This window comes from Neobacillus sp. Fa239 (assembly GCF_055395235.1).
Window position 1 is genome coordinate 5,337,417 of record NZ_AP041611.1, and the last position, 26,073, is coordinate 5,363,489.

Here is a 26,073-nt window from a genome sequence, read left to right on the forward strand (position 1 = left end):
CCCTTTTACATTCATTTTACCAAAAAAGATGCAGCAATTTAAAGCCAAAGGCAAGTAAAATCGCCCCGCCGAGCGCTTCGCTGTACGGGCCAATCCAGCCTTGAACCTTTCTGCCAAGCAACAGACCGATCCATGTTTGTAGTGTTGCCATTATGCCAAAGCATAAAATAACCATCACCACTTTGGCGCCGTATATTCCTAAAGTAAGCCCCAATGAAAAGCTATCAAGGCTCACGCTTAAGGCAAATACAAGCAGGCCAAAACCAACCGGGGTCATGATCTTTTCTTCGCCTTTTTTCAGGCTGGACCAAATCATTTGCACGCCGAGGATGATTAAGAGCAATCCGCCGATATAGGAAGCAAAGGTCCCAAACTTGGCCGATAAATATTTGCCGGCGAGCATGCCGACAAGTGGCATCCACACATGAAAAAGGCCGATCGTTAAGCCTATTTTAAAAATTTGCCTTAAGCGCAGGTTGTACATTCCCATGCCCAGTCCAACCGAGAAGGCATCCATTCCAAGCGCCATTGCCATAATTACGAGTGTTACCATTTCGCCAATCATTTCCGTCAATAGTTCCCGCCCCCTTGGACTTGCTATTTCAACATATGCACGTCCAGGAGAATTTAGGACACGGAAGGACCTTTCATAAATAAGAAAATGCACACTTTATCGTGCGCATTTCATTTCAATCCTCTTTGATCACTTTATTCCCCGCCGCTTTTTGCAGGCGGTTCATGATGGCGTGGCCGACTCCGGTGCTTGGAAACATTTCGCTAAAAATAATATCAGCCTTCTCATCGTTAAATGTCCGCAATGTATCATACAACGCAGCTGCCACGGTTGCCGGCTCGGACCGTCTGCCACAGGAAAGAACAATGTCAGCCCGGTACTCGGCCGCTTTCTCTTCCGTTGTCAGAATTCCAACCCTCAGCCCTTCTCGCTGCTTCTCGTCCACAAGCCCCTGGAGAAACGCTTGGCTGCCTTCTACTAAATAAAGAGGAGCGTTCGGAGCATAATGGCGATATTTCATTCCGGGGGATTTCGGCTTCGATTCCGCATCCGTCAACGCCCTGTCGATGTGAACCTCTCCGATTACTTTCTCGAGCTGTTCCTTTGTTACACCGCCCGGCCTTAAAATGACCGGGATTTGTTCCGTACAGTCGACGACCGTGGATTCCACGCCAACGCCTGTCGGGCCGCCGTCAAGCACCCCGGCAATTTTCCCCGCCAAATCAGCCATGACATGCTCCGCATGGGTCGGACTGGGTTTTCCCGAGCTGTTTGCACTCGGAGCCGCAATCGGCAGTTCGCATTTTTTCAACAATGCCAGCGCAACGGGATGATCCGGCATTCTGACCGCAACCGTTTCGAGCCCGGCGGTTGCTTTTTCCGAAAGGATGCCGTCTTTCTTTTTAAAAATTATCGTCAATGGACCTGGCCAAAAAGCATCCATTAAGGTCACCGCTTTTTCAGGAATTTCCGAAACAAACTGGTGAAGCTGTTCTTTTTCCGCGATATGAATAATCAACGGGTTATCCCCAGGTCTGCCCTTCGCGGCAAAAATTTTCGACACCGCTTCATCACTTAGGGCATTTCCCCCTAGACCGTAAACGGTTTCCGTCGGCAGGGCCACCACTTCATTTTTCCGTAAAAGCTCGGCTGCATCCACAAGTTGTGGATTATTTACCGAGATATCCACAAACTTATCCACTTTCCATAGTTTTGTATTCATAGTTATCCACCTTACTAGTCAAATGAGTCTCTTAGCGAAATTTGCCGAATTTAGGCACCTAGACTCATATATTCGAGTTGTTACGTTTGAAAGTATAAAAGATGGTGTGGATAAAAACAAGTTTTTATCCCCAATTTGTGCATAACTAAGTGAAAACAGTGGATAACTCTGAGACATCTATCCACAACTATAAGGTGAATTTTAAAAATAAGGAGTTATCCACATTTAAAATATGGTGAATATGTTCAGATTGATAGAATTCCCTGGGCAAATCTTCCTTGCTTGTCTGGGCGAAGCCCAACAGGTTAAAGAATGGCAGCGACTCCTGTCTATTCGTCGCCAAATATAACTCGCGCACGCCTTTATTCTTTGCCAGAAGCATCATTTGGTCAAACAGGAAAAAGATTTCTTTCTGACCTTGTCCGGCTGAAACTACCAATGACCGCAGCAGCCCAAATTCCTCAAAAACTTCCATTCCGAGCGATCCGGTCAATCGGCCGTCAGGGCCCTCCAGCAGTAAAAAGGAATCCATCTTTTCCTCCGTCAATCCATCCGTTCCAAGGCCTGCACTTGTCAAAAACTCCGTCAATCTTTTTAAATCTTTCCCTTCCGCAACGCAAATCATCCATATCCACCTCATTTTTTAGATTCTAATCTATGAATATGAATCATTTGATAGAATAGAACAGAAAAAGTCGACCCGCTTTCAGGCCGACTTAATGAAATAACTTATCCCATAATTCTACGATAAAAAACTTTACCTTCACAGGCTGCTCATCTTCTGATGTGTATACCGGAGCGGTTTGTTCTCCTGTTGAAGTTACGGATGATTCTTGGTCAGGCGCTGTATTAGATAGATCCAAGGCAGCTTCTTTTGCCTTTGGTACTTCTACTTGCGTTGGTTCATCAGTTAATGCTTCTTGCTTCGGTGCGTCATAAGATGAATCCACTGATTCTTCCTGCTTTGGCGCATCATAAGATGAATCCACTGATTCTTCCTGCTTTGGCGCATCATATGATTCTTCTGGCTTTTGTTCTACTTCTGCTGTTTGATCAGGTGCCTCTTCGTCGGCACTATATAACATTTTTGGTTCTACTGATGGCCCTTCATCTGTCGTCTTCGGTTTGATGTCGAGCTCCGATTTCACCTTTTGCTTATCATCAAACCCCGTGCTGACGGCGACTCCATTTGAAAAATCCAGGAAGCATAGCGGCGGATACAGCACGCACCACCAGTTGGCGCCTTCCCCTTTGCCTAAAGTAATCAAAATCGCTTGATACTCTCCTGCCGGATACAAAAACTCTCCATACAGCTTCGTCGGAAATTGAACCTTGCCGAACTTCACGTGAACCGTTTGATTGGAGTGATGGTCCTTGACCACTTTTTCCGCAATCCCCTGTATTTCCGGAAGCTTTGAATGAATGACCTCTTTTGCTTTTGGCAGCGATGTTAAATCCTTCACCCAAAGCGTAATCTTCGCATTGACAGCGTCACGCACATCGCGCTTTAACTGCTGATCAGATGGGGTATCACTATTTGCGAGAATCCGAAGGCGGATGGCATTCCCCGGAATCACCACCGACTCCTTCGCCATCGCTTCATTCTTCGGTATATATAAACTTAAAATAGTTCCTAATGATAGAATTAATAAATAAGCCCAAACCAACGTTTTACTTTGCATTCCCCAGCACCGCCCTCTCTACCCCCATTGTGGACAAATGCCAAGAATCTTAAACTAGTAAATTTTAATATTTTTAAAAATAGGGATAAAAAAGGGGGACAAAAAACGGGGTCAGTCCCCCGTTCTGTTAACGCTTTACTGTATTGGGGGTCAGTCCCCCGTTGCGTTACCACTTTACTGCATTGGGGGTCAGACCCCAGCAAAAACCATCCGGTCTTTGCCGTTTATGTCGTTGATGATTTCTACGTTGATTGGCCCGAAGGTTTTTTGGAGGAGCGCTGCTACGGCTTTGCCTTGACCGGCTCCGATTTCAAAGGCGACTAATGCTCCCGGTGCGAGGACAGCGGGGAGCTCGGTCATAAATCTCCGGTAAAAATCCAAGCCGTCCTCGCCTGCGAATAAGGCCCGGTGTGGCTCATGCTCGGTGACAACCTCTGACATGTCTGCCATGTCGCCTACTGGAATATACGGCGGGTTCGAGATGACGACATCCAACTTTTTCCCGAAAAGCGGCTGCAGCAGATCTCCCTGAATGAATTCAACCTCTGCACCGAGCTGGCGTGCATTTTCTCTAGCAACTGTCAGCGAGTCCTCCGCAATATCCGTGGCATAGACTTCGAGTGATGGCTGCTCGAGCTTAAGGGTAATCGCGATAGCCCCGCTGCCCGTCCCAATATCGGCCAGCCTTTTCGGTTCCCCTTTGATTCTCTTTAACGTTTCGTAGACCAGTTCCTCAGTCTCAGGTCTTGGAATGAGAACCTCAGGATTGACGATAAAAGACCGCCCGTAAAATTCCTCCGAGCCGATGATATATTGAACCGGCACCCCTTTCAGGTGATCAAGGACCGATTTTTCAAAAGCCGGCCAAACTCCCGGTGCTAAATCATCTCTTATATTCGCAAACAGCTGAGAGCGGGACATACCGGTAAAATGCCGAAGCAGCAGTTCCCCAGCATTCTCATCGCGCCCTGCTTTTATTAAAAAAGAAGAAGCCCATTGCAGAGCTTCGTAGACTTTTTTACTCATTGGAGGCACTTTCCAATCTTTTTGCTTGATCATCCATAATTAAAGCTTCGACAATCTCATCGAGCTTGCCTTCTAAAATTTGATCGAGCTTTTGAATCGTCAAACCGATGCGATGGTCGGTTACCCGGTTTTGCGGGAAGTTATAAGTACGGATCCGCTCAGAACGGTCCCCTGTCCCAACTGCCGATTTCCGGACTTGATCGTATTCTGCCTGTGCTTCTTGCTGGAACTTATCGTAGACACGCGCACGTAAAACCTTCATCGCTTTGTCTTTGTTTTTGTGCTGGGATTTTTCATCCTGACACGATACGACGATCCCCGTTGGAATATGGGTTAACCGAACAGCTGACATCGTCGTGTTAACGCTCTGTCCGCCGGCACCGCTCGATGCAAACGCATCAAAGCGAATATCTTTATCATGGATTTCCACTTCCACCTCTTCTGCTTCTGGCAAACAAGCCACAGTAGCGGTAGAAGTATGAATGCGGCCGCCGGACTCTGTTTCCGGAACACGCTGAACCCGGTGGGCACCATTTTCAAATTTTAATTTGGAATAGGCCCCTGTACCATTGATCATAAAGGTAATTTCCTTGTATCCGCCTAGGCCGGTTGGACTGGCATCAATGAGTTCCGTTTTCCATCCTTGTGCTTCCGCAAAACGGCTGTACATCCGGTAAAGTGAACCTGCAAAAAGTGCGGCCTCTTCCCCGCCGGCAGCTCCGCGAATTTCAAAGATAACGTTCTTATCATCGTTCGGGTCCTTAGGTATGAGGAGAATTTTTAAACGTTCTTCTAACTCCCCGATTTGCGCTTCAAGCTCGCTTACCTCTTCCTTGACCATTTCGCGCATTTCAGCATCAAGCTTTTCCTCTAGCATGGTTTTCGCATCTTGAAGCTGCTCTTTTGCACTTTTATAGTCCCTGTAGGTTTGTACGGTTTCTTGTATATCAGATTGTTCTTTTGAATATTCACGAAGTTTTTTTGAATCATTAATGATTTCCGGATCGCTCAAAAGTTCGTTCAGCTTTTCAAAGCGATCTTCAACGGATTGAAGACGATCAAACACAGATATTCACCTCAGATTTTAGTCCATAACATTCTAATTATAGTATAGGTGATTTGCACGCGTCAAAACCAAATATTGTGGGTTTTTGTTTGTCCGACCAGTAAATTTTCTAAATTGACCAGTATTTCATAAAAAGTGGCCAGTATTTCTTAAAATGTGATCATTAAATTTACAAATTAAAAACATGCCCTGAATCAGAGCATGTTATCTACGGCTTTCCTGGACTCTAACTTCGATATTGTAGCGCGGCAGGGCGTGCGTTAATTTTTTATGGAGGCGTGCTTCGGCATCGATTCTTTGTTTGTGAGTAAGAGGACCTTTTTTATAAACCTTTACCCACATCCGGTCGCCATTAACCCAGATAGAGTCGGTTGTGAACTCCTTTGTGGAGGCAATGACCTGCTTTGCATTATCAGTATCCACACCGATGTTTCCAGAGTCGCCGGATGCGCTGCCGTTTCTTGTTCCTTGGAGGTTAAGAAAATTAGGGTTCTGATCCGTTGCATCGTAGCCGACTATTCGTCTGTCCCCATTGTCCAGGCGATTGGACATATTCTGAACATTACGGTCCTTGCGTAAATCGTAGGAAGCTTGGTTCACGTTTTTATTGCTCTGGCACCCGCCGAGCAGCAGCATGGAAAGACATATCGTTGGAAAAATAAACTTTTTCAATGTTTACACCTCCATTACTATCATGCCCGGCCAAATCGGTAACTTTGCGAGAGAATTCTTTCCATGGAAAGAGAGGATTCCGCGGTTTTTGGAGGTTATTCCGCCGGAGTTGAATAGGATTCCGCGGGTTTTTACGCTATTTCCGCGCACTTCACACATTATTCCGCGGCATTTTTGATTTTTCCCGCGAACTCATGTGATTCAGCAGAAATCTAGGTTAATTCCGCTGACCTAACCAATTATTCATCAAAAAACACCCCATCAAAAAAAACCGCCCCCAAAGGACGGTTTTAAACAGTTTTCTCTACAATTCCCACACGGTTGCCGGCGTTGTTTGGCACTTCGTGGTGGTGGCGGCAGCGCGGCTCGTAGGCCTCGGATGCGCCGACTAAAATGATTGGATCATGATAGGAGGCTGGGCGGCCGTCGATTAGCCGCTGAGTCCGGCTCGATGGAGAGCCGCAGACTGTGCAAACGGCTTGGAGCTTGGTCACATGCTCAGCGATGGCCATAAGTGCCGGGACTTGTCCGAACGGTTCGCCGCGGAAATCAAGGTCCAGACCTGCGACGATGACGCGGTGGCCGCTGTCGGCAAGCTGCTCGACAACCCGGACAATTCCCTCATCAAAAAATTGAACTTCATCGATGGCGATGATATCCATGTCTGCTTCGACATGATGGAGAATTTCAACGGAGTGAGAAATTGCCTTTGCAATAAAAGAAGAGCCATTATGGGATACTACTGATTGCTCATGATAGCGATTATCTATTTTTGGTTTAAAAACAGCAATTTTTTGCTTGGCGAACTGAGCTCGGCGAACACGGCGGATCAATTCCTCCGATTTTCCTGAAAACATACTGCCACAGATAACCTCAACCCATCCGCTTTGATTCATGATATACATAAACGGTCTCTCCTTGTAAAAATCTATCCAATAAAAAACAGGCAAGTATGTTGCATCTTGCCTGTTTTGGGCGTTCATTATTGCTGTTGTTGTGTTTTAATGCCGTATTTTTTGTTGAAACGATCAACACGTCCGCCAGCTTCAGCGAATTTTTGGCGACCAGTATAGAATGGGTGGCATTCAGAACAAGTTTCAACGCGGATCTCTTTTTTCACTGATCCAGTTTCAAACGTATTTCCGCATGCGCATGTCACCGTAACTGTTTTATAATTTGGGTGAATTCCTGTTTTCATTCTTTTCAGCTCCTTCCGCCCTGAATCTTTCGAAACAGAGTTATCATAAGAGGATAATCCTCTGAAATACTAAAAACACACTGTACCCATTATAACAACATGGACTCACTTTTGCAAGCTGGGTTTTTCTGGTTTAGCGACGGGATTTCATCTCTTCCCCGATCTGGGCGAAGAATTCCTCATTGGATTTTGTTTGGCGTAATTTTTTCAAGAAACGCTCGGCAAAATCCGGGGAGTCGGACATTGATTTACGGATCGCCCATAATTTATCCAAATGGTCTTTTGGAAGAATGAGCTCTTCTTTCCGCGTACCGGAACGACGGATATCAAGCGCAGGGAAAATTCGGCGCTCAGCAAGCGAACGGTCTAGATGCAGCTCCATATTACCGGTTCCTTTAAATTCCTCATAAATTACATCGTCCATGCGCGAGCCCGTATCAACTAGCGCAGTGGCAAGAATGGTCAAGCTGCCGCCTTCTTCGATATTTCTTGCTGCCCCGAAGAACCGTTTTGGACGGTGAAAGGCTGCCGGGTCAATCCCCCCGGATAGCGTACGGCCGCTTGGCGGAATGACCAAGTTGTAGGCGCGGGCCAAACGGGTAATGCTATCCATTAAAATGACAACATCACGTTTGTGTTCCACTAAACGCATCGCCCGGTCTAGCACAAGCTCGGCCACTTTAATATGATTCTCCGGCACTTCATCAAACGTAGAGCTGACGACATCGCCGGCCACGGAGCGCTCGATGTCGGTAACCTCTTCCGGACGTTCATCGATCAAGAGAACGATTAGTTCTACTTCTGGATGGTTGGTGGTAATGCTGTTGGCAATTTCTTTTAACAGCATCGTTTTACCGGCCTTTGGCGGTGCGACAATCAAGCCCCTCTGCCCAAAACCGACCGGTGCCACTAAATCCATAATTCGCGTTGACATAAATTTTGGAGTTGTTTCCAGCTTCATCATACGATCTGGATATAAAGGCGTTAAAGCAGGGAAATACACGCGTTCTTTCGCCGATTCAGGGTCTTCCCCATTCACGGCTTCCACATGCAATAATCCGTAATATCGTTCGTTTTCCTTTGGAGGACGAACTTTACCGGAAACTTTATCCCCATTCCGAAGGTCGAAACGACGGATTTGCGATGCCGAAATATAAATATCCTCCGAACTTGGGGAATAGTTAATTGGCCGCAGGAATCCGAAGCCCTCTGACTGGATGATTTCCAGGACGCCTTCCATGAAAAAATAACCCTGCTGTTCGGCGCGAGCCTTCAGGATGGCAAAAATTAATTCCTTTTTGGTTAATTTGCTGTAATAGGTCACTTTATATTCGCGGGCAAGCTCATAAAGCTCCTTCAGCTTCATATTTTCTAAACTAGATATTGTTAAGTCCATTTGTACACCACTCTTTAATATTTTTCGCTCGTTGGATTGTTTTCACACTCATTTGATCGCGATTGGGTCTCGAGGAATAGAAAAAGAAGTATCGAAGAAATGAATAGAATTGTAGATAGATTGCCTCTTCAAAAACAATTTCTATTTTACCCTCTGTGTAAAAATTTAATCAATCTATTTTTCATTTACATGAATGGAAAATTTTATTGTGGAAGGAATTTTTCATGAATTGCATGAAGAGACCGGAATTTGGGAGGTCCAGCCTCTTCATGGTTATCTCTTATTTAATCACTAAATTAGGTTTCTTTTTCAAGCTGTGGCGTCCATCAATAAAACGGACTGTTCCGGATTTTGCACGCATGACGACGGAATGTGTCAAGCCGTATGAGCCTTTAAATTGAACTCCGCGCAATAGTTCCCCGTCTGTCACACCTGTTGCAGCAAAGATCGCGTCATCACCCTTAACAAGGTCTTCCATGCGAAGCACCTTGTTTACGTCAAGGCCCATTTTCATACAGCGTTCAATCTCCGCGTCGTTTTGCGGTAAAAGTTTCCCCATCAGCTCGCCACCGAGACATTTCAAGGCAACAGCAGCAATGACACCCTCAGGGGCACCGCCGGAACCGAATAGAATATCCACACCGGTGTTATCGAAAGCGGTATTGATGGCACCTGCCACATCGCCATCATTGATTAATTTAATTCGGGCCCCGGCTTCGCGAAGCTGGGCAATGATATGCTCGTGGCGCGGACGATTAAGAACGGTTGCGACAACGTCCTCAATATCCTTATTTTTTGCTTTTGCTACAGCCTTAAGGTTGTCCAGCACGGAAGCGTTAATATCGACAAGTCCGACCGCTTCCGGTCCGACCGCGATTTTTTCCATATACATATCCGGTGCATGAAGCAGGTTTCCATTATCGGCAATCGCCAAAACAGCCAAGGCGTTCCAGCCGCCTGCCGCTAAAATATTCGTGCCTTCCAGCGGATCAACGGCGACGTCTACCCGCGGACCATAGCCGGTCCCCAGCTTCTCGCCGATATAAAGCATTGGTGCCTCATCCATTTCCCCTTCACCAATGACGACAGTCCCCTTCATTGGAATCGTATCAAAAACATCACGCATTGCTGATGTAGCCGCTCCATCTGCTTCATCTTTTTTTCCGCGGCCCATCCAGCGCGCAGAGGCAAGAGCAGCAGCCTCAGTTACGCGGATCAGCTCCATCGTTAAACTTCTTTCCATTGGTCGTTCATCTCCCAAATTCCACACTGCTTATGTGTTTTTTAATTGCTCGACTTCTTCTTCTGTCATAGCTTCGCGCCAAACCGTTGCGCCAAGACCATTGAGTTTTTCAACAAGATTGCTATAGCCCCTGTCAATATGTTCAAGGCCTGTCACTTCGGTTATTCCTTCAGCGATTAGACCGGCGATCACCAAAGCAGCACCCGCTCTCAGGTCGCTGGCCTTCACTTTGGCACCTTGCAACTGAATAGGGCCGTTAATAATCGCTGAGCGGCCTTCCACTTTAATATTTGCGTTCATTCTTCTTAATTCATCAATATGTTTAAAACGGGCACCATAAATCGTATCGGTAACCACACTCGATCCGGTTGACTTTGTCAAAAGGGACGTAAACGGCTGCTGAAGGTCGGTAGGGAAACCGGGATACACCAGCGTTTTAATGTCAACCGCCTTGAGTTTACCGATACCGCTTACAAAAATTTGGTCATCGCCTGACTCAATTTGTACGCCCATTTCCCTCAATTTTGCGGTTAAAGATTCTAAATGCTGTGGAATGACATTGTCGATTAACACCCCATTGCCCATCGCGGCAGCAAGAATCATATAGGTCCCCGCTTCGATCCGATCTGGAATGATCGTATGGCGGCAGCCATGAAGCGTGTCGACGCCATCAATCCGAATGACATCCGTGCCTGCTCCTTTAATCTTTGCGCCCATACTGGTCAAAAGTGTCGCGACATCAATGATTTCCGGCTCTTTTGCCGCATTCTCAATAACGGTTCGACCCTTGGCACGAACAGCTGCGAGCATAATATTAATGGTCGCTCCAACGCTGACAACATCCAGGTAAATCCGGGCACCGCGCAATTCATCCGCGCGCAGATAGATTGCCCCCTGCTCATTGGTCACGCTGGCCCCAAGCGCTTCAAAGCCCTTGATATGCTGATCAATCGGCCTTGGTCCCAGATGGCATCCGCCCGGAAGACCAATCACCGCTTTTTTGAAACGGCCGAGCATGGCACCCATTAGGTAGTAGGAAGCACGAAGTTTTTTAACTTTCCCATTTGGCAGCGGCATCGAAATCATCTTGGATGGATCAATCGTCATCTCTTCTTCTGAGAGCTGAACCTTTCCACCGATTTCTTCCAGCAAGTCTTTTAAAATTTCTACATCTGATATATGTGGTAATCCCTCAATGGTTACTGGTGATTCGGCCAAAATAGTGGCAGGAATCAAAGCAACTGCACTGTTTTTGGCACCGCTTATTCTTACCGTACCTGATAATGGATAACCGCCTGCAATCTTTAGTTTTTCCATTTTCGACTCCCTTCTAAGCCTGTTGCACGTCATTCAGAGTTAATGACATTGGTCGACAAATTCTCTTTATTGGCATGTTTTTCCAACAGAAAAAGGCATTTTCCGACAGCTTGTCTATCTATATAGTTTACACGAAAATTTTATTTTCATGTATTAATATTAAAAAAAGTTATCCGAAAATGGAAAGCCGTGAGATAGGCGCCGGAATGGGGATTCGCATTAAAAGAGCGTTACTCCCACAAATTACCAGCTTAAGCGTTTGAGCGAGATTCCCAGTCTTTAAGGAAAGCTTCAATTCCTTTGTCTGTTAATGGGTGGTGGAATAAGCCCATCAATACTTTATATGGAATGGTGGCAATGTCAGCCCCTCTTAAAGCGGCTTCTGTCACGTGAATTGGGTTGCGGATGGATGCAGCAATGATTTGGGATTCAATGCCGTGAACAGCAAAAATTTCGGAAATGGCGGAGATCAATTCCAAGCCATTTTGACCGATATCATCCAATCTGCCAAGGAATGGTGAAACATAAGTAGCTCCCGCTCTGGCAGCAAGCAGCGCTTGGTTTGCACTAAAAATAAGCGTTACATTTGTTTTGATACCTTTTTTCGAGAAGGCATGGCAAGCCTTTAATCCATCCGGAGTCATCGGCACCTTAATGGTTACATTTGGCGCAATGGCTGCTAATTCGAGACCTTCCTTGATCATGCCTTCCGCATCAAGTGAAATGACTTCGGCACTGACTGAACCCGGAACCAACTCGGCAATTTCGCGGATGCGGTCATGGAACGATACATTTCCTTCTTTTGCCACGAGGGATGGATTGGTGGTTACACCAGCGAGTAAGCCTAGTTCATGTACTTCACGAATTTCTTCTAAATTGGCAGTATCAATAAAAAAGTTCATCATTAACCTCCTAAATTTTCGACGAATTTCGATTTATTTCTCTAATTTCTCTATACATATTGAAACCGCCCTTTCTATTCAAGGACGGTTTCAATCTATCAAATTACGCTTTGCCGGCAGAACCAAATTCACGCATTTTGCCGATTACGGTTTCTTTAATCGCATCGCGTGCTGGTCCCAAGTATTTACGTGGGTCGTATTCATTTGGTTTTGCTGCTAATACTTCACGTACCACTCTAGCCGAAGCAATTTGGTTTTCTGTATTGACATTGATTTTAGCTGTTCCAAGGGAAATCGATCTTTGGATATCCTTTGTTGGGATTCCAGTACCACCATGAAGAACTAATGGTACACCAGTTAGGTTACCGATTTCTTCCATTTCTTTAAAGCCAAGGTTTGGCTCACCTTTGTACGGGCCGTGTACAGATCCTAAAGCAGGTGCAAGGCAGTCAATACCGGTGCGTTTCACTAGTTCATCACACTCGTTCGCATCAGCGTAAATAATTCCACCGACAACATCATCTTCCTGTCCGCCAACTGTTCCAAGTTCTGCTTCAACTGATACACCTTTTGAATGAGCATATTCAACCACTTTTGAAGTTGTTTCAATGTTTTCTTCAAACGGGTGGTGGGAAGCATCAATCATGACAGATGTAAAGCCGGCATCGATTGCTTCTTTACATTTGTCAAAGCTTGAACCGTGGTCTAAATGGATGGCAACCGGTACGGTAATTTTATAATCTTCCAATAAACCTTCTACCATTTTGACTACCGTTTTGAAACCGCCGATATAACGGCCTGCTCCTTCAGAAACACCAAGGATAACCGGTGATTTTTCTGCTTCTGCCGCTTGAAGGATGGCTTGGGTGAACTCCAGGTTATTAATGTTAAACTGCCCTACAGCATAGCCCTCCGCTTTTGCTTTTTTGAGCATTTCTGTCATTGAAACTAAAGGCATATCATTTCCTCCTTAGTATGGGTTGGCGTCTTTCGAGTTAGGGTTTCCATATAAAGGTTCCCCTGTAATTTTCACGATTATGTATCCATCGAAAAGAATAGACAACCAGTAAAATTTCATATGTATCATACCAAACTGAAGGAGGAATTGCTATCATTCAAACCTAATTTTTTGAATTGTCATAATGAAAGCGTGACCATTTATATCAATTGATTTTTATCGGCAAAAGCCGCAAAAATTACGCTTTTTGCGGCATGTGTTTTTTGACTGCAGCACGTATATCATCGATATCGAATGGCTTCGCGAAGTGGGTGATGGCACCAAGGTCCTTCGCTTCCTGGATCATATCCAATTCTCCATAAGCCGTCATGATGATCACGCGGATATCCTTATCAATGACCTTCATTCTTTTTAAAATTTCAATTCCATCCATTCCTGGAATTTTCATATCGAGGAGTACGAGATCTGGGTCATGTTTCTTAACAATATCGAGGGCCTGAACGCCATTAGCTGCCTGATATGTTTGATACCCCTCTTTTTGGAAAACCTCATTTAGTAAAATCCGTATTCCAAACTGATCGTCAACGATTAAAATCTTTTCTTTCATAACTCCACCTCTTCCCGTTTCATTAAATTCCAACCATTTATCTATTTATTTTCTCATTATTCTTTGTTAACTTCGACCTTTTTTTTTAAAATTCCTGCCTTTCTTCGGTGTTATTTTGTGGTAATTCCTCTTTTTTGTAAAAAAGTTTATACTAATTGGGTGATAGGAGGAGTATTTTCATGTTAAAAATGTTTACAACCCAATTAACCGGCGTGTTCAAAAAAATCGCCGATGAAGAGGACTTTTCGTTTGAGGACGGCGCCCGTTTGCTTGCCCAAGGAAGTGCGATTTATTTTTATGGTTCCCGCGAAATGAAAGCCGTCGAGTTTGAGGCTGTGGAGGGTGCGGAGCCACTAAAAGGAGCAAAAGTGCTGACGGAAGCGGATTTACCAGAGCTGTCAGGCGCAGATCGGGTGCTGATTTTTACGCGGACCTCTTCTGATGCGGAGGCGGTGGCACTCGCTGAAAAGCTTCGGGAACAAAATGTGCCGTTTGTGGCGGTTTCGACAGTATTGGACTCTGAAGGACCTTTGGTGGACCTGGCTGATGTCCATATCAATTTGAGGCTTACAAAAGGCCTTCTTCCGGATGATGTCGGAAATCGGTACGGGTATCCGTCATCGATGGCGGCATTGTTTGTGTATTATGGCTTGAAATTCACGATTGAAGAGATTCTTGCGGAGTATGAGGAAGAGTAATTTCGGAGAGTGGCAAATATAAAATCAAAGTCCATCTAATTCAAAGGGTCAGACCCCACAACGTCGGGGGTCTGACCCTTTTCTGCCATCTATTTTTTCAACGTCGCCTTCACAAAATCCCTAAACAACGGCTGTGGACGCGTTGGGCGGGACACGAATTCCGGATGGAATTGCGATGCCACGAACCAAGGATGATCCTTCAGCTCGATAATTTCCACTAAACGGCCGTCCGGGCTTGTTCCGGAGAACACAAAGCCGGCGTCCTCCATCTCTGTGCGGTAATGATTGTTAAATTCATAGCGGTGACGGTGACGCTCATAAACGACCTCATCTTCATAGGCCTCAAACGCCTTCGTTCCTTCCACTAAACGGCATGGGTATAAACCTAAGCGCAATGTTCCGCCTAAATCCTCCACATCCTTCTGCTCCGGCAGCAAATCAATAATCGGATAATTCGTTTCCGGTACAAACTCGGCAGAATGCGCTCCCTCATATCCCAACACATGGCGCGCAAATTCAACCGTTGCCAGCTGCATGCCCAAGCAAATGCCAAGGAATGGCACTTTATTCTCACGGGCATAGCGTGTAGCGAGGATTTTCCCTTCAATCCCACGGTCTCCAAACCCGCCAGGCACAAGGACTCCATCCACATCATTTAAAAGCTCTGCCACATTTTCTGCCGTTACCTGCTCAGCATTAATCCATTTAATTTCCACATCGGAATCAAAGGCATATCCGGCATGACGCAGTGCTTCCACAACCGAAATATAGGCATCCTGAAGCTCCACATATTTTCCGACTAAACCAATTCTCGTCTTGGTAGAAAGATGAAGCACACGATCGACTAAAGCCTTCCACTCCGTCATATCGGCTGCCTTCGTTGTTAATTTCAAATGATCACAGACGATTTGGTCCATGTTCTGCTCCTGCAGGGCAAGCGGAACGGAATAAAGCGTGTCCGCATCGCGGCACTCAATCACGGATGCTGCATCGATATCACAGAACAAGGCAATTTTATCCTTCATATCTTGTGAAACCGGCATTTCTGTCCGAACCACGATGATATTTGGCTGAATCCCTAAACTGCGCAATTCCTTCACACTATGCTGGGTCGGTTTCGTTTTCATCTCACCGGCTGCTTTGATATATGGAATCAACGTACAGTGAATGTACATAACATTATCGCGGCCAATATCATTGCGGATTTGGCGGATGGCTTCAAGGAATGGCAGCGACTCAATGTCCCCTACCGTTCCGCCGATTTCTGTGATCACGACATCAGCATTTGTTTCATTTCCGGAGCGGAAGACACGTTCCTTAATTTCATTCGTAATATGAGGAATAACCTGTACGGTTCCGCCTAAATAATCTCCGCGGCGTTCTTTTCGCAACACAGTAGAATAAATTTTTCCGGTGGTTACGTTGCTGTACTTGCCTAAATTAATATCAATAAAGCGTTCATAGTGACCTAAGTCCAAATCGGTTTCCGCCCCGTCATCGGTCACGAATACTTCACCATGCTGATACGGACTCATCGTACCAGGGTCAATGTTAATATACGGGTCAAATTTTTGAATCGTCACGTTCAAGCCGCGATTTTTCAATAAACGCCCCAAGGATGCAGCGGTAATCCCTTTTCCTAGTGATGAAACCACACCGCCCGTTACAAAAATATACTTTGTCATCAATAATCCCCCTCATTTACAGTTTGTGCCTTATCCAAATAGTTTTAGGCTATTTTTCAAAAAATATTTGATTTTTCGCTGGGGAGATAAACGATTTTTGCCGATAAAAATAAAAAAGCGCTCCACTTACACATTTGTGCAAGGGAGCGCATAACCGTTAAATAAATGAATCGTTCCTTATTTAAGGAGCCCAAAAAAGATTCTACCTAGCTGTGAGTAAAAAGTCAAGGAAATTACTTTTCCTCTTCCTCGTCTTCAAATTCATCGGCGTCGTCCATGTCCTCATCGAGATCATCTTCGTCGAGGTCTTCATCCTCATCCAACTCAAACTCATCATCGGCATCAAGGACTTCGTCTTCATCCTCATCGATTTCATCGACATCATCTAATTCATCGAAGACATCGTCGTCATCTTCAAGAAGGTCATCTTCATCATCGGTATAATCGTCGATATCATCGTAATCCTCGTCATCGATTTCATCGTAATCGTCAAGATCTTCCTCATCGACAACCTTCTTCGCCTTTTTCTTCTTCGACTTAATCGGAGTGACAACTTCTTCTTCCGCCGTATCAACCGGATACCAGACGCGAAGTCCCCAACGATTTTCTCCTAATGATAGAAAACGGCCATCAATATTTATGTCGGTATAAAATTGAGCCAGTCTTGACCGAATTTCCTGCTCAGAAATATCGGCAGCTGATGCAATTTCTTTTACTAAATCATTGAACGAAATGGCTTGTTTGCTATTTTTTAAATATTCATAGGCCATTTCAATAAGAGATAACTCTTGTAATTGCTCTTTTGAGTAATTGGCTAAACTCAATTTTGGCACTTCCTTTCTCTTGTTCCGAAGGCGCTTTCGCATTTCTATAAAAATACATATTCTTCATTATAAACAAAATCTTCCCGTTTATGCTACTGTTTCACTGTAATTTTTACCGGCGTGATTTCTCTTGTTCCTTTTCCCTCTGCCGTTTGTGCTTTTTATTTTGCTTCATAGCGATCACTAGAAAGAAAATCGCCAGCAGCAGAAAGGAAATAGCACCCAATTGAAGCTGATAGAGATAATATAACGGCCAGGCAAAAACTATTAAAACAATAATTATATAGATTAACTTCATCCGTTTTCACCTGCCTGGGAATCATATGTTTGTTCACAAATACGATTATATAAGAAAAATGCGATTTTGGAAAAACAAAAAGTCAACGGCTTCAGATGGAAGCCGTTGTCTTTTCCTTACATATTTCTACGATACTGCCCGCCCACTTCATAAAGGGCTCTGGTGATTTGTCCTAGACTTGCCACCTGCACCGTTTCCATTAATGCTGCAAAAATGTTGCCATTATTGACGGCTGCTGCTTTTAAAGCCTTGAGAGCCTGTTCGGTCACACCTGCATGTTTTTCTTGGAACGCGCGCAAATTCGTGATCTGCAATTCCTTTTCCTCATACGATGCCCTTGCCAGCTCCATGCTGTTGACATCCTCTTCGGAAGGAGGATTCGGATTCAAATACGTATTGACCCCGATGATTGGCAGTTCACCAGTATGCTTTTTCATTTCATAGTACATCGATTCGTCCTGGATTTTCCCGCGCTGATACTGGGTTTCCATCGAGCCGAGCACGCCCCCGCGGTCGTTTAAGCGCTCGAATTCCTGCAGAACGGCCTCTTCAACGAGATCTGTCAGCTCATCGACAATAAACGCTCCTTGAAGCGGATTTTCATTTTTCGTTAAGCCATGTTCTTTCGTGATGATCATTTGGATCGCCATAGCTCTTCTTACCGATTCTTCCGTCGGCGTCGTAATCGCTTCATCATAGGCATTGGTATGCAGCGAGTTACAGTTATCCTGCAGGGCCATTAACGCCTGAAGGGTCGTGCGGATATCATTAAAGTCGATTTCCTGGGCGTGCAAGGAACGGCCGGATGTTTGCACATGATATTTCAGCTTTTGACTTCTTTCATTCGCACCATACTTCTCACGCATCACCGTTGCCCAAATGCGACGGGCAACACGGCCGATCACAGTATATTCCGGATCGAGACCATTCGAGAAGAAGAAGGAAAGGTTTGGCGCAAAATCATCTATCTTCATGCCGCGGCTTAAATAGTATTCCACATAGGTAAAGCCGTTGGATAAGGTAAAGGCCAGCTGTGAAATCGGGTTCGCCCCCGCTTCAGCAATATGGTACCCCGAAATCGAAACGGAATAATAATTGCGGACCTGTTTATCAATAAAATACTGCTGAATATCGCCCATCATTCTTAGTGCAAATTCAGTGGAGAAAATACAGGTATTCTGTCCTTGGTCTTCTTTTAGAATATCGGCTTGAACCGTACCGCGGACGGTTTTTAACGTATAATCTCTTACTTGGGCAAATTCTTCAACGGTTAACACACGGCCAAGCTCGGCTTCCTTCTTCTGAACCTGCTGGTCAATCGCAGTATTCATAAACATCGCCAAAATGATCGGTGCCGGACCATTAATCGTCATCGAAACCGATGTGGATGGATGGCATAAATCAAAGCCGTCATAAAGCTTTTTCATATCGTCCAGCGTACAAACGTTCACGCCGCTTTCGCCAATTTTCCCAAAAATGTCCGGGCGGTGGTCCGGATCTTCCCCGTAAAGAGTAACGGAGTCAAACGCGGTGCTCAAGCGTTTTGCCGAGTCATCCTTCGATAAATAGTGGAAGCGGCGGTTCGTCCGTTCCGGTGTTCCTTCGCCGGCAAATTGCCGTTTCGGATCTTCCCCCTCTCGCTTGAATGGGAATACCCCTGCCGTGTACGGGAACGATCCCGGTACGTTTTCACGGTATACCCAGCGGAGGATTTCCCCGTAATCCTTGTATTTTGGCAAGGCCACTTTTGGAATATCCAGGCCGGAGAGGCTCTTTGTTTTTAAAACGGTAATGATTTCTTTATCGCGAATTCTTGTGACAAATTGGTCCTTGGAATAAGCTTCCTTCGTAGCTTCCCAGCCGCTGAGGATTTTTTTCGACTCCGGTGTTAATTTTTCTTCGGTTTCCTGCTTGATGGCTTCTAACGCAGCCACGATTTCCGGCTCTTTCACCGCAAGGATCGCACCTTCAAGCTGGAATATTTTCCGAGCCAAATTCGCTTGCTCCTCCGCCTTTTGATGATAGCGGCGGACGGTATCCGAGATTTCCCGTAAATAGTAACGGCGGTCGGTCGGAATGATCACATTTTGCTTTTCCACCAGCGCCTGTTTGTTAAAAGAAGTTTCCCATTCAGTCGCCATCTTTTCATTAATTTTTTCAATTAATGCGGCAAACAGGGCATTGGTGCCAGGGTCGTTAAACTGGCTGGCAATCGTGCCGTACACAGGCATGTCGGCAGGATCCTTTTCAAACAGCATATGGCTGCGCTGGAACTGTTTTTGCACCTGGCGCTTGGCATCCTCGGAGCCTTTTTTCTCAAATTTATTGATGACGATCAAGTCAGCAAAATCAATCATATCGATTTTTTCAAGCTGGGAAGGAGCCCCGAACTCGCTTGTCATGACATATAAGGCCACATCGCAAATCTCGGTAATGCCGGCATCCCCTTGGCCGATTCCGCTTGTCTCGACAATCACAAGATCAAAGCCAGCCGCCTTCGTAACGGCCACCGCATCTTTAATCGCTAGAGAAAGCTCTGATTTAGATGAACGCGTTGCAAGACTGCGCATATACACATTCGATGAGAAAATTGCATTCATGCGGATGCGGTCCCCAAGGAGCGCGCCGCCTGTTTTTTGTTTCGTTGGGTCAACAGACAGAACCGCAATTTTTTTATCAGGCAATTCATTGATAAAGCGGCGGATCAACTCATCCGTCAAAGAGCTTTTTCCGGCGCCGCCCGTACCGGTAATCCCAACCACTGGAATGGTTTTCGTCAAGGAATTCACCTGGTCAAGAACAAGCTCAGCAGCGGCTGCCACTTCTTTATTGTCGTCAACATGAAGCTCCGCCAAAGTAATCAGCTTGGCAATCGCATTCACATCGCCTGAAGGGAGCTTTTCAATCTGTTCAGCAGCCTCGGTGGTAACTGTTGGAAAATCGCATTCCTCAAGCATCCGGTTGATCATCCCCTGAAGGCCCATCGTTCTGCCGTCTTCCGGTGAAAAAATCCAGGCAATTCCGTAATCATGAAGCTCTTTAATTTCTTTCGGGATGATGACGCCGCCCCCGCCTCCATAGATGCGGATATTCGGCGCGCCTTTTTCCTTTAATAGATCGTACATGTATTTAAAATATTCCACATGACCGCCCTGATAAGAGGAAATTGCAATCCCTTGGGCATCCTCTTGAATTGCGGCATTGACCACTTCTTCGACCGAACGGTTGTGGCCCAAATGAATGACTTCAGCCCCGCTCGACTGAAGAATTCTTCTCATGATATTGATCGAAGCATCATGACCGTCAAACAGACTGGATGCAGTGACAAATCGAATATGATGCTTTGGCTGATAAACTTTTGTCGTGCTCATCGTTTTCCCCCTTGTTGGTGAAAGCCTGAGAATAATAGCTTTGTTTGTAATTCAATATATTCATCAAGTGTACATTGTTTTTGCAGTGCCCAGCGGCGGAAACTCCACATATGCCCATCGACAATGATGTTATGGGAAATGATTTTTTGCTGCTTTTCGGATAAATCAAGCTCGCCATTTTCCACACAAAGGCTGATTAGCTTTTCAAACATCGCCGCCATTTCCATTTCTTTATTCAGAACATATGGGAGTGCATCCTTAGGAAGCGATTTAACCTCTTGATACATGATGAGAATTTCATCCTGCAATTCGTCGACCACTCGAAAGTAGTTGGCAATTCCTTGCTTCAAGCTTTCCAGGGTCCCCTTTTTCTTATCCAGGTCCTGCTGCAAGCGTTCGCTGACATGTTCATAAATGTGGTCACATACCAAATAAAGGACGTCTTCCTTTGTACGGATGTATTCATAAAGTGTTCCAATGCTAAAGCCCGCCGCCTTCGCAATTTCCCTCGTTGTCGTCCGATGAAACCCCTTTTGTTTAAAAAGTGTAACGGCTCCTTTGATCATCTGTTCGCGCCTTTTTTCAACCAGTCGCTCATCCTTCACAGAAGCCTGAACTTCCCTTTTTTTCGTCATGTATAAAACCGCCTTTGCCCGCTTCCCTATTACTTTGTAATCATTCTTGAGATAACGAGACGTTGAATTTCTTGTGTTCCCTCATAAATTTGCGTGATTTTCGCATCGCGCATAAATCTTTCAACCGGATAGTCTTTTGTATAGCCATAGCCGCCGAATACTTGAACAGCTTCCGTTGTCACCTTCATCGCTGCATCACCGGCAAACAGCTTCGACATCGCTGATTCTTTTCCATATGGAAGGCCATTTGATTCAAGCCATGCTGCTTGATAGGTTAATAGTCTTGCTGCTTCCACAGAAGTCGCCATATCGGCAAGCTTAAAGCTGATTCCCTGCTGGGCCGCAATCGGTTTGCCAAACTGATGGCGCTCTCTTGCATAATCAACCGCTGCATCCAGAGCACCTTGGGCAATTCCAACTGCTTGAGCAGCGATCCCGTTCCGACCGCCGTCAAGCGTCATCATCGCAATTTTAAAGCCTTCTCCCTCTTCGCCAAGTCGGTTGGCAACGGGAACTTTGCAATCTTCAAAAATAATTTCCGTTGTCGGTGAGGAACGAATCCCGAGTTTCTTTTCCTTTTTCCCTACAGAGAAGCCTGGGAAGTCGCTTTCAACGATAAACGCTGTTGTGCCTTTTTGTTTGCTGGTTGGGTCGGTTAAGGCAAATACGACATAGATGTCGGCTATTCCGCCGTTAGTGATGAAAATCTTCGAGCCGTTTAGAACATAATGGTCGCCTTCAAGTCGCGCCGTCGTTCTCATGCCGCCTGCATCCGAGCCGCTGCCTGGCTCTGTTAAGCCGTAGCCGCCAATTTTCGTTCCTTCGGCCATTGGACGAAGATAGGTTTGCTTCTGCTCTTCAGAACCGAATTTATAGATTGGCCAGCCGGCAAGTGAAGTGTGGGCGGAAAGTGTTACCCCTGTTGACGCACACACGCGGGAAAGCTCTTCAACGGCAATACAGTAGGCAAGGTAGTCGCTGCCGATTCCGCCGTATTCTTCCGGCCAAGGAATTCCCGTTAAGCCAAGCTCCGCCATTTTGTCAAAAATCTCACGGTCAAAGCGCTCTTCTTCATCGCGCTCCGCCGCCGTTGGCGCCACTTCGTTTTTCGCAAAGTCGCGAACCATTTTCCGGATCATTTCATGCTCTTCAGTAAGTTTAAAGTTCATTTTAGTTAGTCCTCCTAAGGTTTATCTGCAAATTTTGGGGCGTTATCTACAAATATTGGATGGTTATCTACAAAGTTTTAAATTTATCTACAAACATCAGTACTTTATCTACAAACTTTTAATTTTATCTACAAACTCCCGAGATTTATCTACAAATCAAAGATGCTTACTTACCACAATCCGCTGAATCTCACTCGTGCCTTCATAGATTTCGGTAATTTTCGCATCGCGGAAATAGCGTTCGACCGGGTAATCCTCTGTATAGCCGTAACCGCCAAAGACCTGGATTGCTTCTGTTGTCACTTCTACCGCTGTCCGTGAGGCAAACAGCTTCGCAACGGAAGCTTCAAAGCCGCATTTTACGCCGCGTGCCTTTAAATCGGCAGCACGGTAGATTAATAGTTTCGCAGCCTCCACACTTGTTGCCATATCAGCCAGCTTAAAGGCCACACCCTGCTGAGCTGCAATCGGCTTGCCAAATTGCTGGCGTTCCCTTGCGTAGGCAGTCGCTGCCTCCAATGCGGCTTCCGCAATTCCGAGCGCTTGGGTGGCGATGCCAATCCGACCCGCTTCCAAGTTAGCCATTGCAATTTTAAAGCCTTCGCTTTCTTTGCCAAGAAGGTTTTCGACCGGGATCCTCATATCCTCGAAAGTCAGCTGCACCGTTCTTGAGCCATGCAAGCCCATTTTCTTTTCATCTTTCCCGATAATGAGACCAGGCGTATTTTTTTCCACAATAAATGCGGCAATTCCCTTGGTGCCCAAGCGTGGGTCGGTGTTGGCAAACACAATATAAATATCGGCTTCCCCGCCGTTGGTGATAAAGATTTTCGAGCCGTTTAAAACATAGTGGTCTCCATCCCTGACTGCCCTTGTTTTTAAACTGCCGGCATCCGATCCTGAACCTGGCTCCGTTAAGCAAAATGCTCCCAAATATTCACCGCTTGCCATCTTCGGTACAAACTTGCGTTTTTGCTCCTCTGTTCCAAAAAGAAGAATCGGGTAGGTGCCTACCGATGTATGAACAGAAAGAATAACACCGACGGTAGCGCTTACTTTTGAAATCTCATGGATGGCGAGAATATAGGAAATGAAGTCCATCTCTGCGCCACCGTATTTTTCCGGTACCGGGATTCCCATCAGGCCAAGCTCGCCCATTTTGCGAATAATTTCCCTGGGAAACTCCCCCTGCTCCATTTTTTCAACAAAGGGAGCAATTTCCTTGGCCGCAAAATCGCGAACCATTTTCTGCATCATTCGTTGTTCTTCAGTAAAGGTTAGATTCATCTCTGACTCTCCTTCTCCAGGGAAGATTATTCGTAGCTGTAAAAACCGCGGCCTGTTTTCTTGCCCAGCCAGCCGGCTTTCACATATTTGCGAAGCAGCGGGCATGGACGGTATTTATCATCGCCAAAGCCTTCATGCAAGGTTTCCATAATGTATAGGCAGGTATCCAGCCCGATAAAATCAGCCAAAGTTAAGGGTCCCATTGGGTGGTTCATGCCAAGCTTCATCACTTCATCAATCGCTTCCTTCGTTGCCACACCCTCGTACAAGGTATAGATCGCTTCGTTGATCATCGGCATAAGAATACGGTTGGAAACAAATCCAGGGAAGTCGTTTACTTCGACAGGGACCTTGCTCAACGTTTTCGTCATATCTTCAATCACTTGATATACTTCATCCGCTGTAGCTAGCCCGCGAATGATTTCAACCAGCTTCATCACTGGAACCGGATTCATAAAATGCATGCCGATTACTTTTTCCGGACGTTTTGTCGCTGCAGCAATCTCCGTAATAGGCAGTGAAGAGGTATTGCTCGCTAAAATCGCGTGTTCTGGTGCAATCTCGTCTAACTGGGCAAAGATTTTCGCCTTGATTTCCATATTTTCAATGGCTGCTTCAATGATAAGGTCGACCTCGCTTGCATCTTGCAGGTCAGTTGAAGCTGTAAGGCGACTTAATACTTCCTGCTTCTGATCCTCGGTTAACCGGCCTTTTTCAACATTTCTTGTGAGGTTTTTATTGATCACGCCTAATCCGCGTTCCACAAATTCCGGCTTTATGTCATTTAATAAAACCTGATATCCCGCTTGGGCACAAACCTGGGCAATCCCGGAGCCCATTTGCCCCGCACCAATTACCATCACTTTTTCAACCTTCATGTTTTCTCCTCCGAACGAATTCATTTTATATTTGAGTTTTGGATCTATTTTTTAAAGTTTTGGACATGTTCTTTCGAGTTTTGTACATCATTTCGGAAGTGTTGTACATGAAATCGAATGTTTTGTACATTTTCCTAAATTTTGTAACAAAACTCGAAAGTTCCCCCCATACTAAGCCTTCGGAACCTCAATCATAACCGCATCCCCTTGGCCGCCGCCGCTGCAAATCGCAGCAATACCGATCCCGCCGCCGCGGCGCTTGAGCTCGTGCATTAAGGTAAGGATAATCCGCGCGCCGCTTGCCCCGATCGGGTGTCCAAGGGCGACCGCACCGCCGTTGACATTGACCTTTTCCGGATCAAGGTTTGCTACTCTCCCACTCGCTAAAGCCACAGCTGCAAAGGCTTCATTAATTTCAAATAAGTCAATTTCCTCAAGCGTTTTGCCGGTTTTCCGCAATAATTCGTTGATGACAAGACCCGGTGTTTGCGGGAAGTCCTTCGCTTCAACTGCAATGGCCGCATGGCCCAAAATGACCGCTTCAGGTGTTCTGCCTTCGCGGAGGGCGCGTTCTTCACTCATGAGAACGAGGGCTGCCGCACCGTCATTTACTCCCGGAGCATTTCCGGCCGTGATTGTTCCGTCAAAATTAAACACAGGGGCAAGCTTTGCCAACTTTTCGATGGTCGTATCTTTGCGCGGTGCCTCATCGAGCTCCACCACAATTGGCAAGCCTTTACGCTGCGATACCTCAACCGGAACAATTTCTTCCGCGAACTTTCCGCTTTCAATGGCCTCAATGGCACGCAAATGACTTCTTAACGCCCATTGGTCCTGCTCTTCACGGCTCAGTCCCATTTCCTTCGCGGTCGAGTTGCCGTAGGTTCCCATGTGAACGCCGGTGAAAGTGCAAGTTAAGCCATCATGAACCATTAAATCCTTTACCGTCGAATCCCCCATGCGGAGTCCCCATCTTGCTTTCGGAAGAATGTACGGCGCATTGCTCATCGATTCCATTCCGCCTGCCACGATGACTTCCTCATCGCCCGTGCGGATGATTTGATCGGCGAGCGTGACACTGCGCATGCCTGAAGCACAAACTTTATTGATTGTTTCCGTCTTTACTTCCCATGGAAGGCCTGCGAATCTTGATGCCTGGCGGGATGGGATTTGCCCCTGGCCCCCTTGCAAGACGGTGCCGAGGATCACTTCCTGTACATCTTCGTTGCTGACATCTGCGCGTTTTAATGCTTCCTTCACCGCAAATCCGCCAAGCTCAGACGCTGTAAAACTGCTTAATGCTCCACCCATTTTTCCAAAAGGCGTTCTTACTCCACTTAAAATGACTGTTTTCCCCATTTAAAACACTCCTTTTTCTCATTATTCGACTGAACGCTCGCTCGAAACCTTTTCAAAAAGTAACGC

25 protein-coding genes are annotated in these 26,073 nt (G+C 45.9%); 1 reads left to right on the forward strand and 24 read right to left on the reverse strand.

Features of this window, described 5'->3' with window-relative positions; translation table 11 throughout:
* Positions 1-16: 16 nt before the first annotated feature.
* The 15 genes from ACZ5XR_RS26375 to ACZ5XR_RS26445 form a co-directional block, all read right to left on the reverse strand.
* Positions 17-574, reverse strand: a complete 558-nt coding sequence (locus ACZ5XR_RS26375; RefSeq protein WP_464499397.1) for a manganese efflux pump MntP — start codon at positions 572-574, stop codon at positions 17-19.
* Positions 575-689: 115 nt separating this feature from the next.
* A complete protein-coding gene (locus ACZ5XR_RS26380) occupies positions 690-1,736 on the reverse strand; it encodes an L-threonylcarbamoyladenylate synthase (protein ID WP_464499398.1) in 1,047 nt (348 codons plus the stop codon).
* Between the two features lie 187 nt (positions 1,737-1,923).
* Positions 1,924-2,361, reverse strand: coding sequence for a GNAT family N-acetyltransferase (locus ACZ5XR_RS26385; RefSeq protein ID WP_464499399.1), 438 nt, complete (start codon positions 2,359-2,361; stop codon positions 1,924-1,926).
* Positions 2,362-2,452: 91 nt separating this feature from the next.
* Positions 2,453-3,418, reverse strand: a complete 966-nt coding sequence (spoIIR, locus tag ACZ5XR_RS26390) for a stage II sporulation protein R (RefSeq protein ID WP_464499400.1) — start codon at positions 3,416-3,418, stop codon at positions 2,453-2,455.
* A gap of 189 nt (positions 3,419-3,607) precedes the next feature.
* Positions 3,608-4,444 carry a peptide chain release factor N(5)-glutamine methyltransferase gene (gene prmC / locus ACZ5XR_RS26395; protein WP_464502444.1) on the reverse strand — a complete coding sequence of 279 codons (837 nt, stop codon included), beginning with the start codon at positions 4,442-4,444 and terminating at the stop codon, positions 3,608-3,610.
* On the reverse strand, positions 4,437-5,510 hold the full coding sequence (gene prfA / locus ACZ5XR_RS26400; RefSeq protein WP_464499401.1) for a peptide chain release factor 1: 1,074 nt from the start codon (positions 5,508-5,510) through the stop codon (positions 4,437-4,439). Before prfA ends, prmC begins: the two co-directional genes overlap by 8 nt.
* Before the next feature lie 204 nt (positions 5,511-5,714).
* Positions 5,715-6,182, reverse strand: a complete 468-nt coding sequence (locus ACZ5XR_RS26405; protein WP_464499402.1) for a hypothetical protein — start codon at positions 6,180-6,182, stop codon at positions 5,715-5,717.
* Positions 6,183-6,472: 290 nt separating this feature from the next.
* Entirely contained in the window at positions 6,473-7,087 is a 615-nt protein-coding gene (locus ACZ5XR_RS26410; protein ID WP_464499403.1) for a thymidine kinase, read from the reverse strand.
* Between the two features lie 77 nt (positions 7,088-7,164).
* Positions 7,165-7,380 (reverse strand): 50S ribosomal protein L31, encoded by a 216-nt coding sequence (gene rpmE, locus ACZ5XR_RS26415; RefSeq protein WP_464499404.1) that lies wholly within the window; start codon positions 7,378-7,380, stop codon positions 7,165-7,167.
* 133 nt (positions 7,381-7,513) lie between these two features.
* Positions 7,514-8,776, reverse strand: coding sequence for a transcription termination factor Rho (rho, locus tag ACZ5XR_RS26420; protein WP_464499405.1), 1,263 nt, complete (start codon positions 8,774-8,776; stop codon positions 7,514-7,516).
* A gap of 280 nt (positions 8,777-9,056) precedes the next feature.
* Positions 9,057-10,019 (reverse strand): class II fructose-bisphosphatase, encoded by a 963-nt coding sequence (gene glpX, locus ACZ5XR_RS26425; protein ID WP_464499406.1) that lies wholly within the window; start codon positions 10,017-10,019, stop codon positions 9,057-9,059.
* 30 nt (positions 10,020-10,049) lie between these two features.
* Positions 10,050-11,336, reverse strand: coding sequence for a UDP-N-acetylglucosamine 1-carboxyvinyltransferase (locus ACZ5XR_RS26430; RefSeq protein ID WP_464499407.1), 1,287 nt, complete (start codon positions 11,334-11,336; stop codon positions 10,050-10,052).
* 251 nt (positions 11,337-11,587) lie between these two features.
* A complete protein-coding gene (fsa, locus tag ACZ5XR_RS26435; protein ID WP_464502445.1) occupies positions 11,588-12,238 on the reverse strand; it encodes a fructose-6-phosphate aldolase in 651 nt (216 codons plus the stop codon).
* 103 nt (positions 12,239-12,341) lie between these two features.
* Complete coding sequence (locus tag ACZ5XR_RS26440) at positions 12,342-13,196, reverse strand: class II fructose-bisphosphate aldolase (protein ID WP_464499408.1); 855 nt, start codon at positions 13,194-13,196, stop codon at positions 12,342-12,344.
* Positions 13,197-13,434: 238 nt separating this feature from the next.
* Positions 13,435-13,803 (reverse strand): response regulator, encoded by a 369-nt coding sequence (locus tag ACZ5XR_RS26445; RefSeq protein ID WP_464499409.1) that lies wholly within the window; start codon positions 13,801-13,803, stop codon positions 13,435-13,437.
* A gap of 179 nt (positions 13,804-13,982) precedes the next feature.
* Here ACZ5XR_RS26445 and ACZ5XR_RS26450 point away from each other — a divergent pair, with 179 nt between their 5' ends.
* Positions 13,983-14,501: a DUF2529 domain-containing protein gene (locus tag ACZ5XR_RS26450; RefSeq protein WP_464499410.1), complete on the forward strand. Its 519-nt coding sequence runs from the start codon at positions 13,983-13,985 to the stop codon at positions 14,499-14,501.
* A gap of 89 nt (positions 14,502-14,590) precedes the next feature.
* On the opposite strand, the gene ACZ5XR_RS26455 is transcribed toward ACZ5XR_RS26450, so the two are convergent.
* From ACZ5XR_RS26455 to ACZ5XR_RS26495, 9 genes are all read right to left on the reverse strand, one after another.
* Positions 14,591-16,186 carry a CTP synthase gene (locus ACZ5XR_RS26455; protein WP_464499411.1) on the reverse strand — a complete coding sequence of 532 codons (1,596 nt, stop codon included), beginning with the start codon at positions 16,184-16,186 and terminating at the stop codon, positions 14,591-14,593.
* 233 nt (positions 16,187-16,419) lie between these two features.
* Complete coding sequence (gene rpoE, locus ACZ5XR_RS26460; protein ID WP_464499412.1) at positions 16,420-17,019, reverse strand: DNA-directed RNA polymerase subunit delta; 600 nt, start codon at positions 17,017-17,019, stop codon at positions 16,420-16,422.
* Between the two features lie 103 nt (positions 17,020-17,122).
* On the reverse strand, positions 17,123-17,308 hold the full coding sequence (locus ACZ5XR_RS26465) for a hypothetical protein (RefSeq protein ID WP_464499413.1): 186 nt from the start codon (positions 17,306-17,308) through the stop codon (positions 17,123-17,125).
* 116 nt (positions 17,309-17,424) lie between these two features.
* Positions 17,425-20,679, reverse strand: coding sequence for a fused isobutyryl-CoA mutase/GTPase IcmF (gene icmF / locus ACZ5XR_RS26470; protein WP_464499414.1), 3,255 nt, complete (start codon positions 20,677-20,679; stop codon positions 17,425-17,427).
* Positions 20,676-21,314: a TetR/AcrR family transcriptional regulator gene (locus ACZ5XR_RS26475; RefSeq protein ID WP_464499415.1), complete on the reverse strand. Its 639-nt coding sequence runs from the start codon at positions 21,312-21,314 to the stop codon at positions 20,676-20,678. The genes icmF and ACZ5XR_RS26475 overlap by 4 nt, the downstream gene beginning before the upstream one ends.
* A gap of 29 nt (positions 21,315-21,343) precedes the next feature.
* Positions 21,344-22,483: an acyl-CoA dehydrogenase gene (locus ACZ5XR_RS26480; protein ID WP_464499416.1), complete on the reverse strand. Its 1,140-nt coding sequence runs from the start codon at positions 22,481-22,483 to the stop codon at positions 21,344-21,346.
* Between the two features lie 156 nt (positions 22,484-22,639).
* Entirely contained in the window at positions 22,640-23,770 is a 1,131-nt protein-coding gene (locus ACZ5XR_RS26485) for an acyl-CoA dehydrogenase (protein ID WP_464499417.1), read from the reverse strand.
* Between the two features lie 26 nt (positions 23,771-23,796).
* Positions 23,797-24,648 (reverse strand): 3-hydroxybutyryl-CoA dehydrogenase, encoded by an 852-nt coding sequence (locus ACZ5XR_RS26490; RefSeq protein WP_464499418.1) that lies wholly within the window; start codon positions 24,646-24,648, stop codon positions 23,797-23,799.
* Positions 24,649-24,819: 171 nt separating this feature from the next.
* Entirely contained in the window at positions 24,820-26,007 is a 1,188-nt protein-coding gene (locus ACZ5XR_RS26495) for an acetyl-CoA C-acetyltransferase (protein WP_464499419.1), read from the reverse strand.
* Positions 26,008-26,073: the final 66 nt, after the last annotated feature.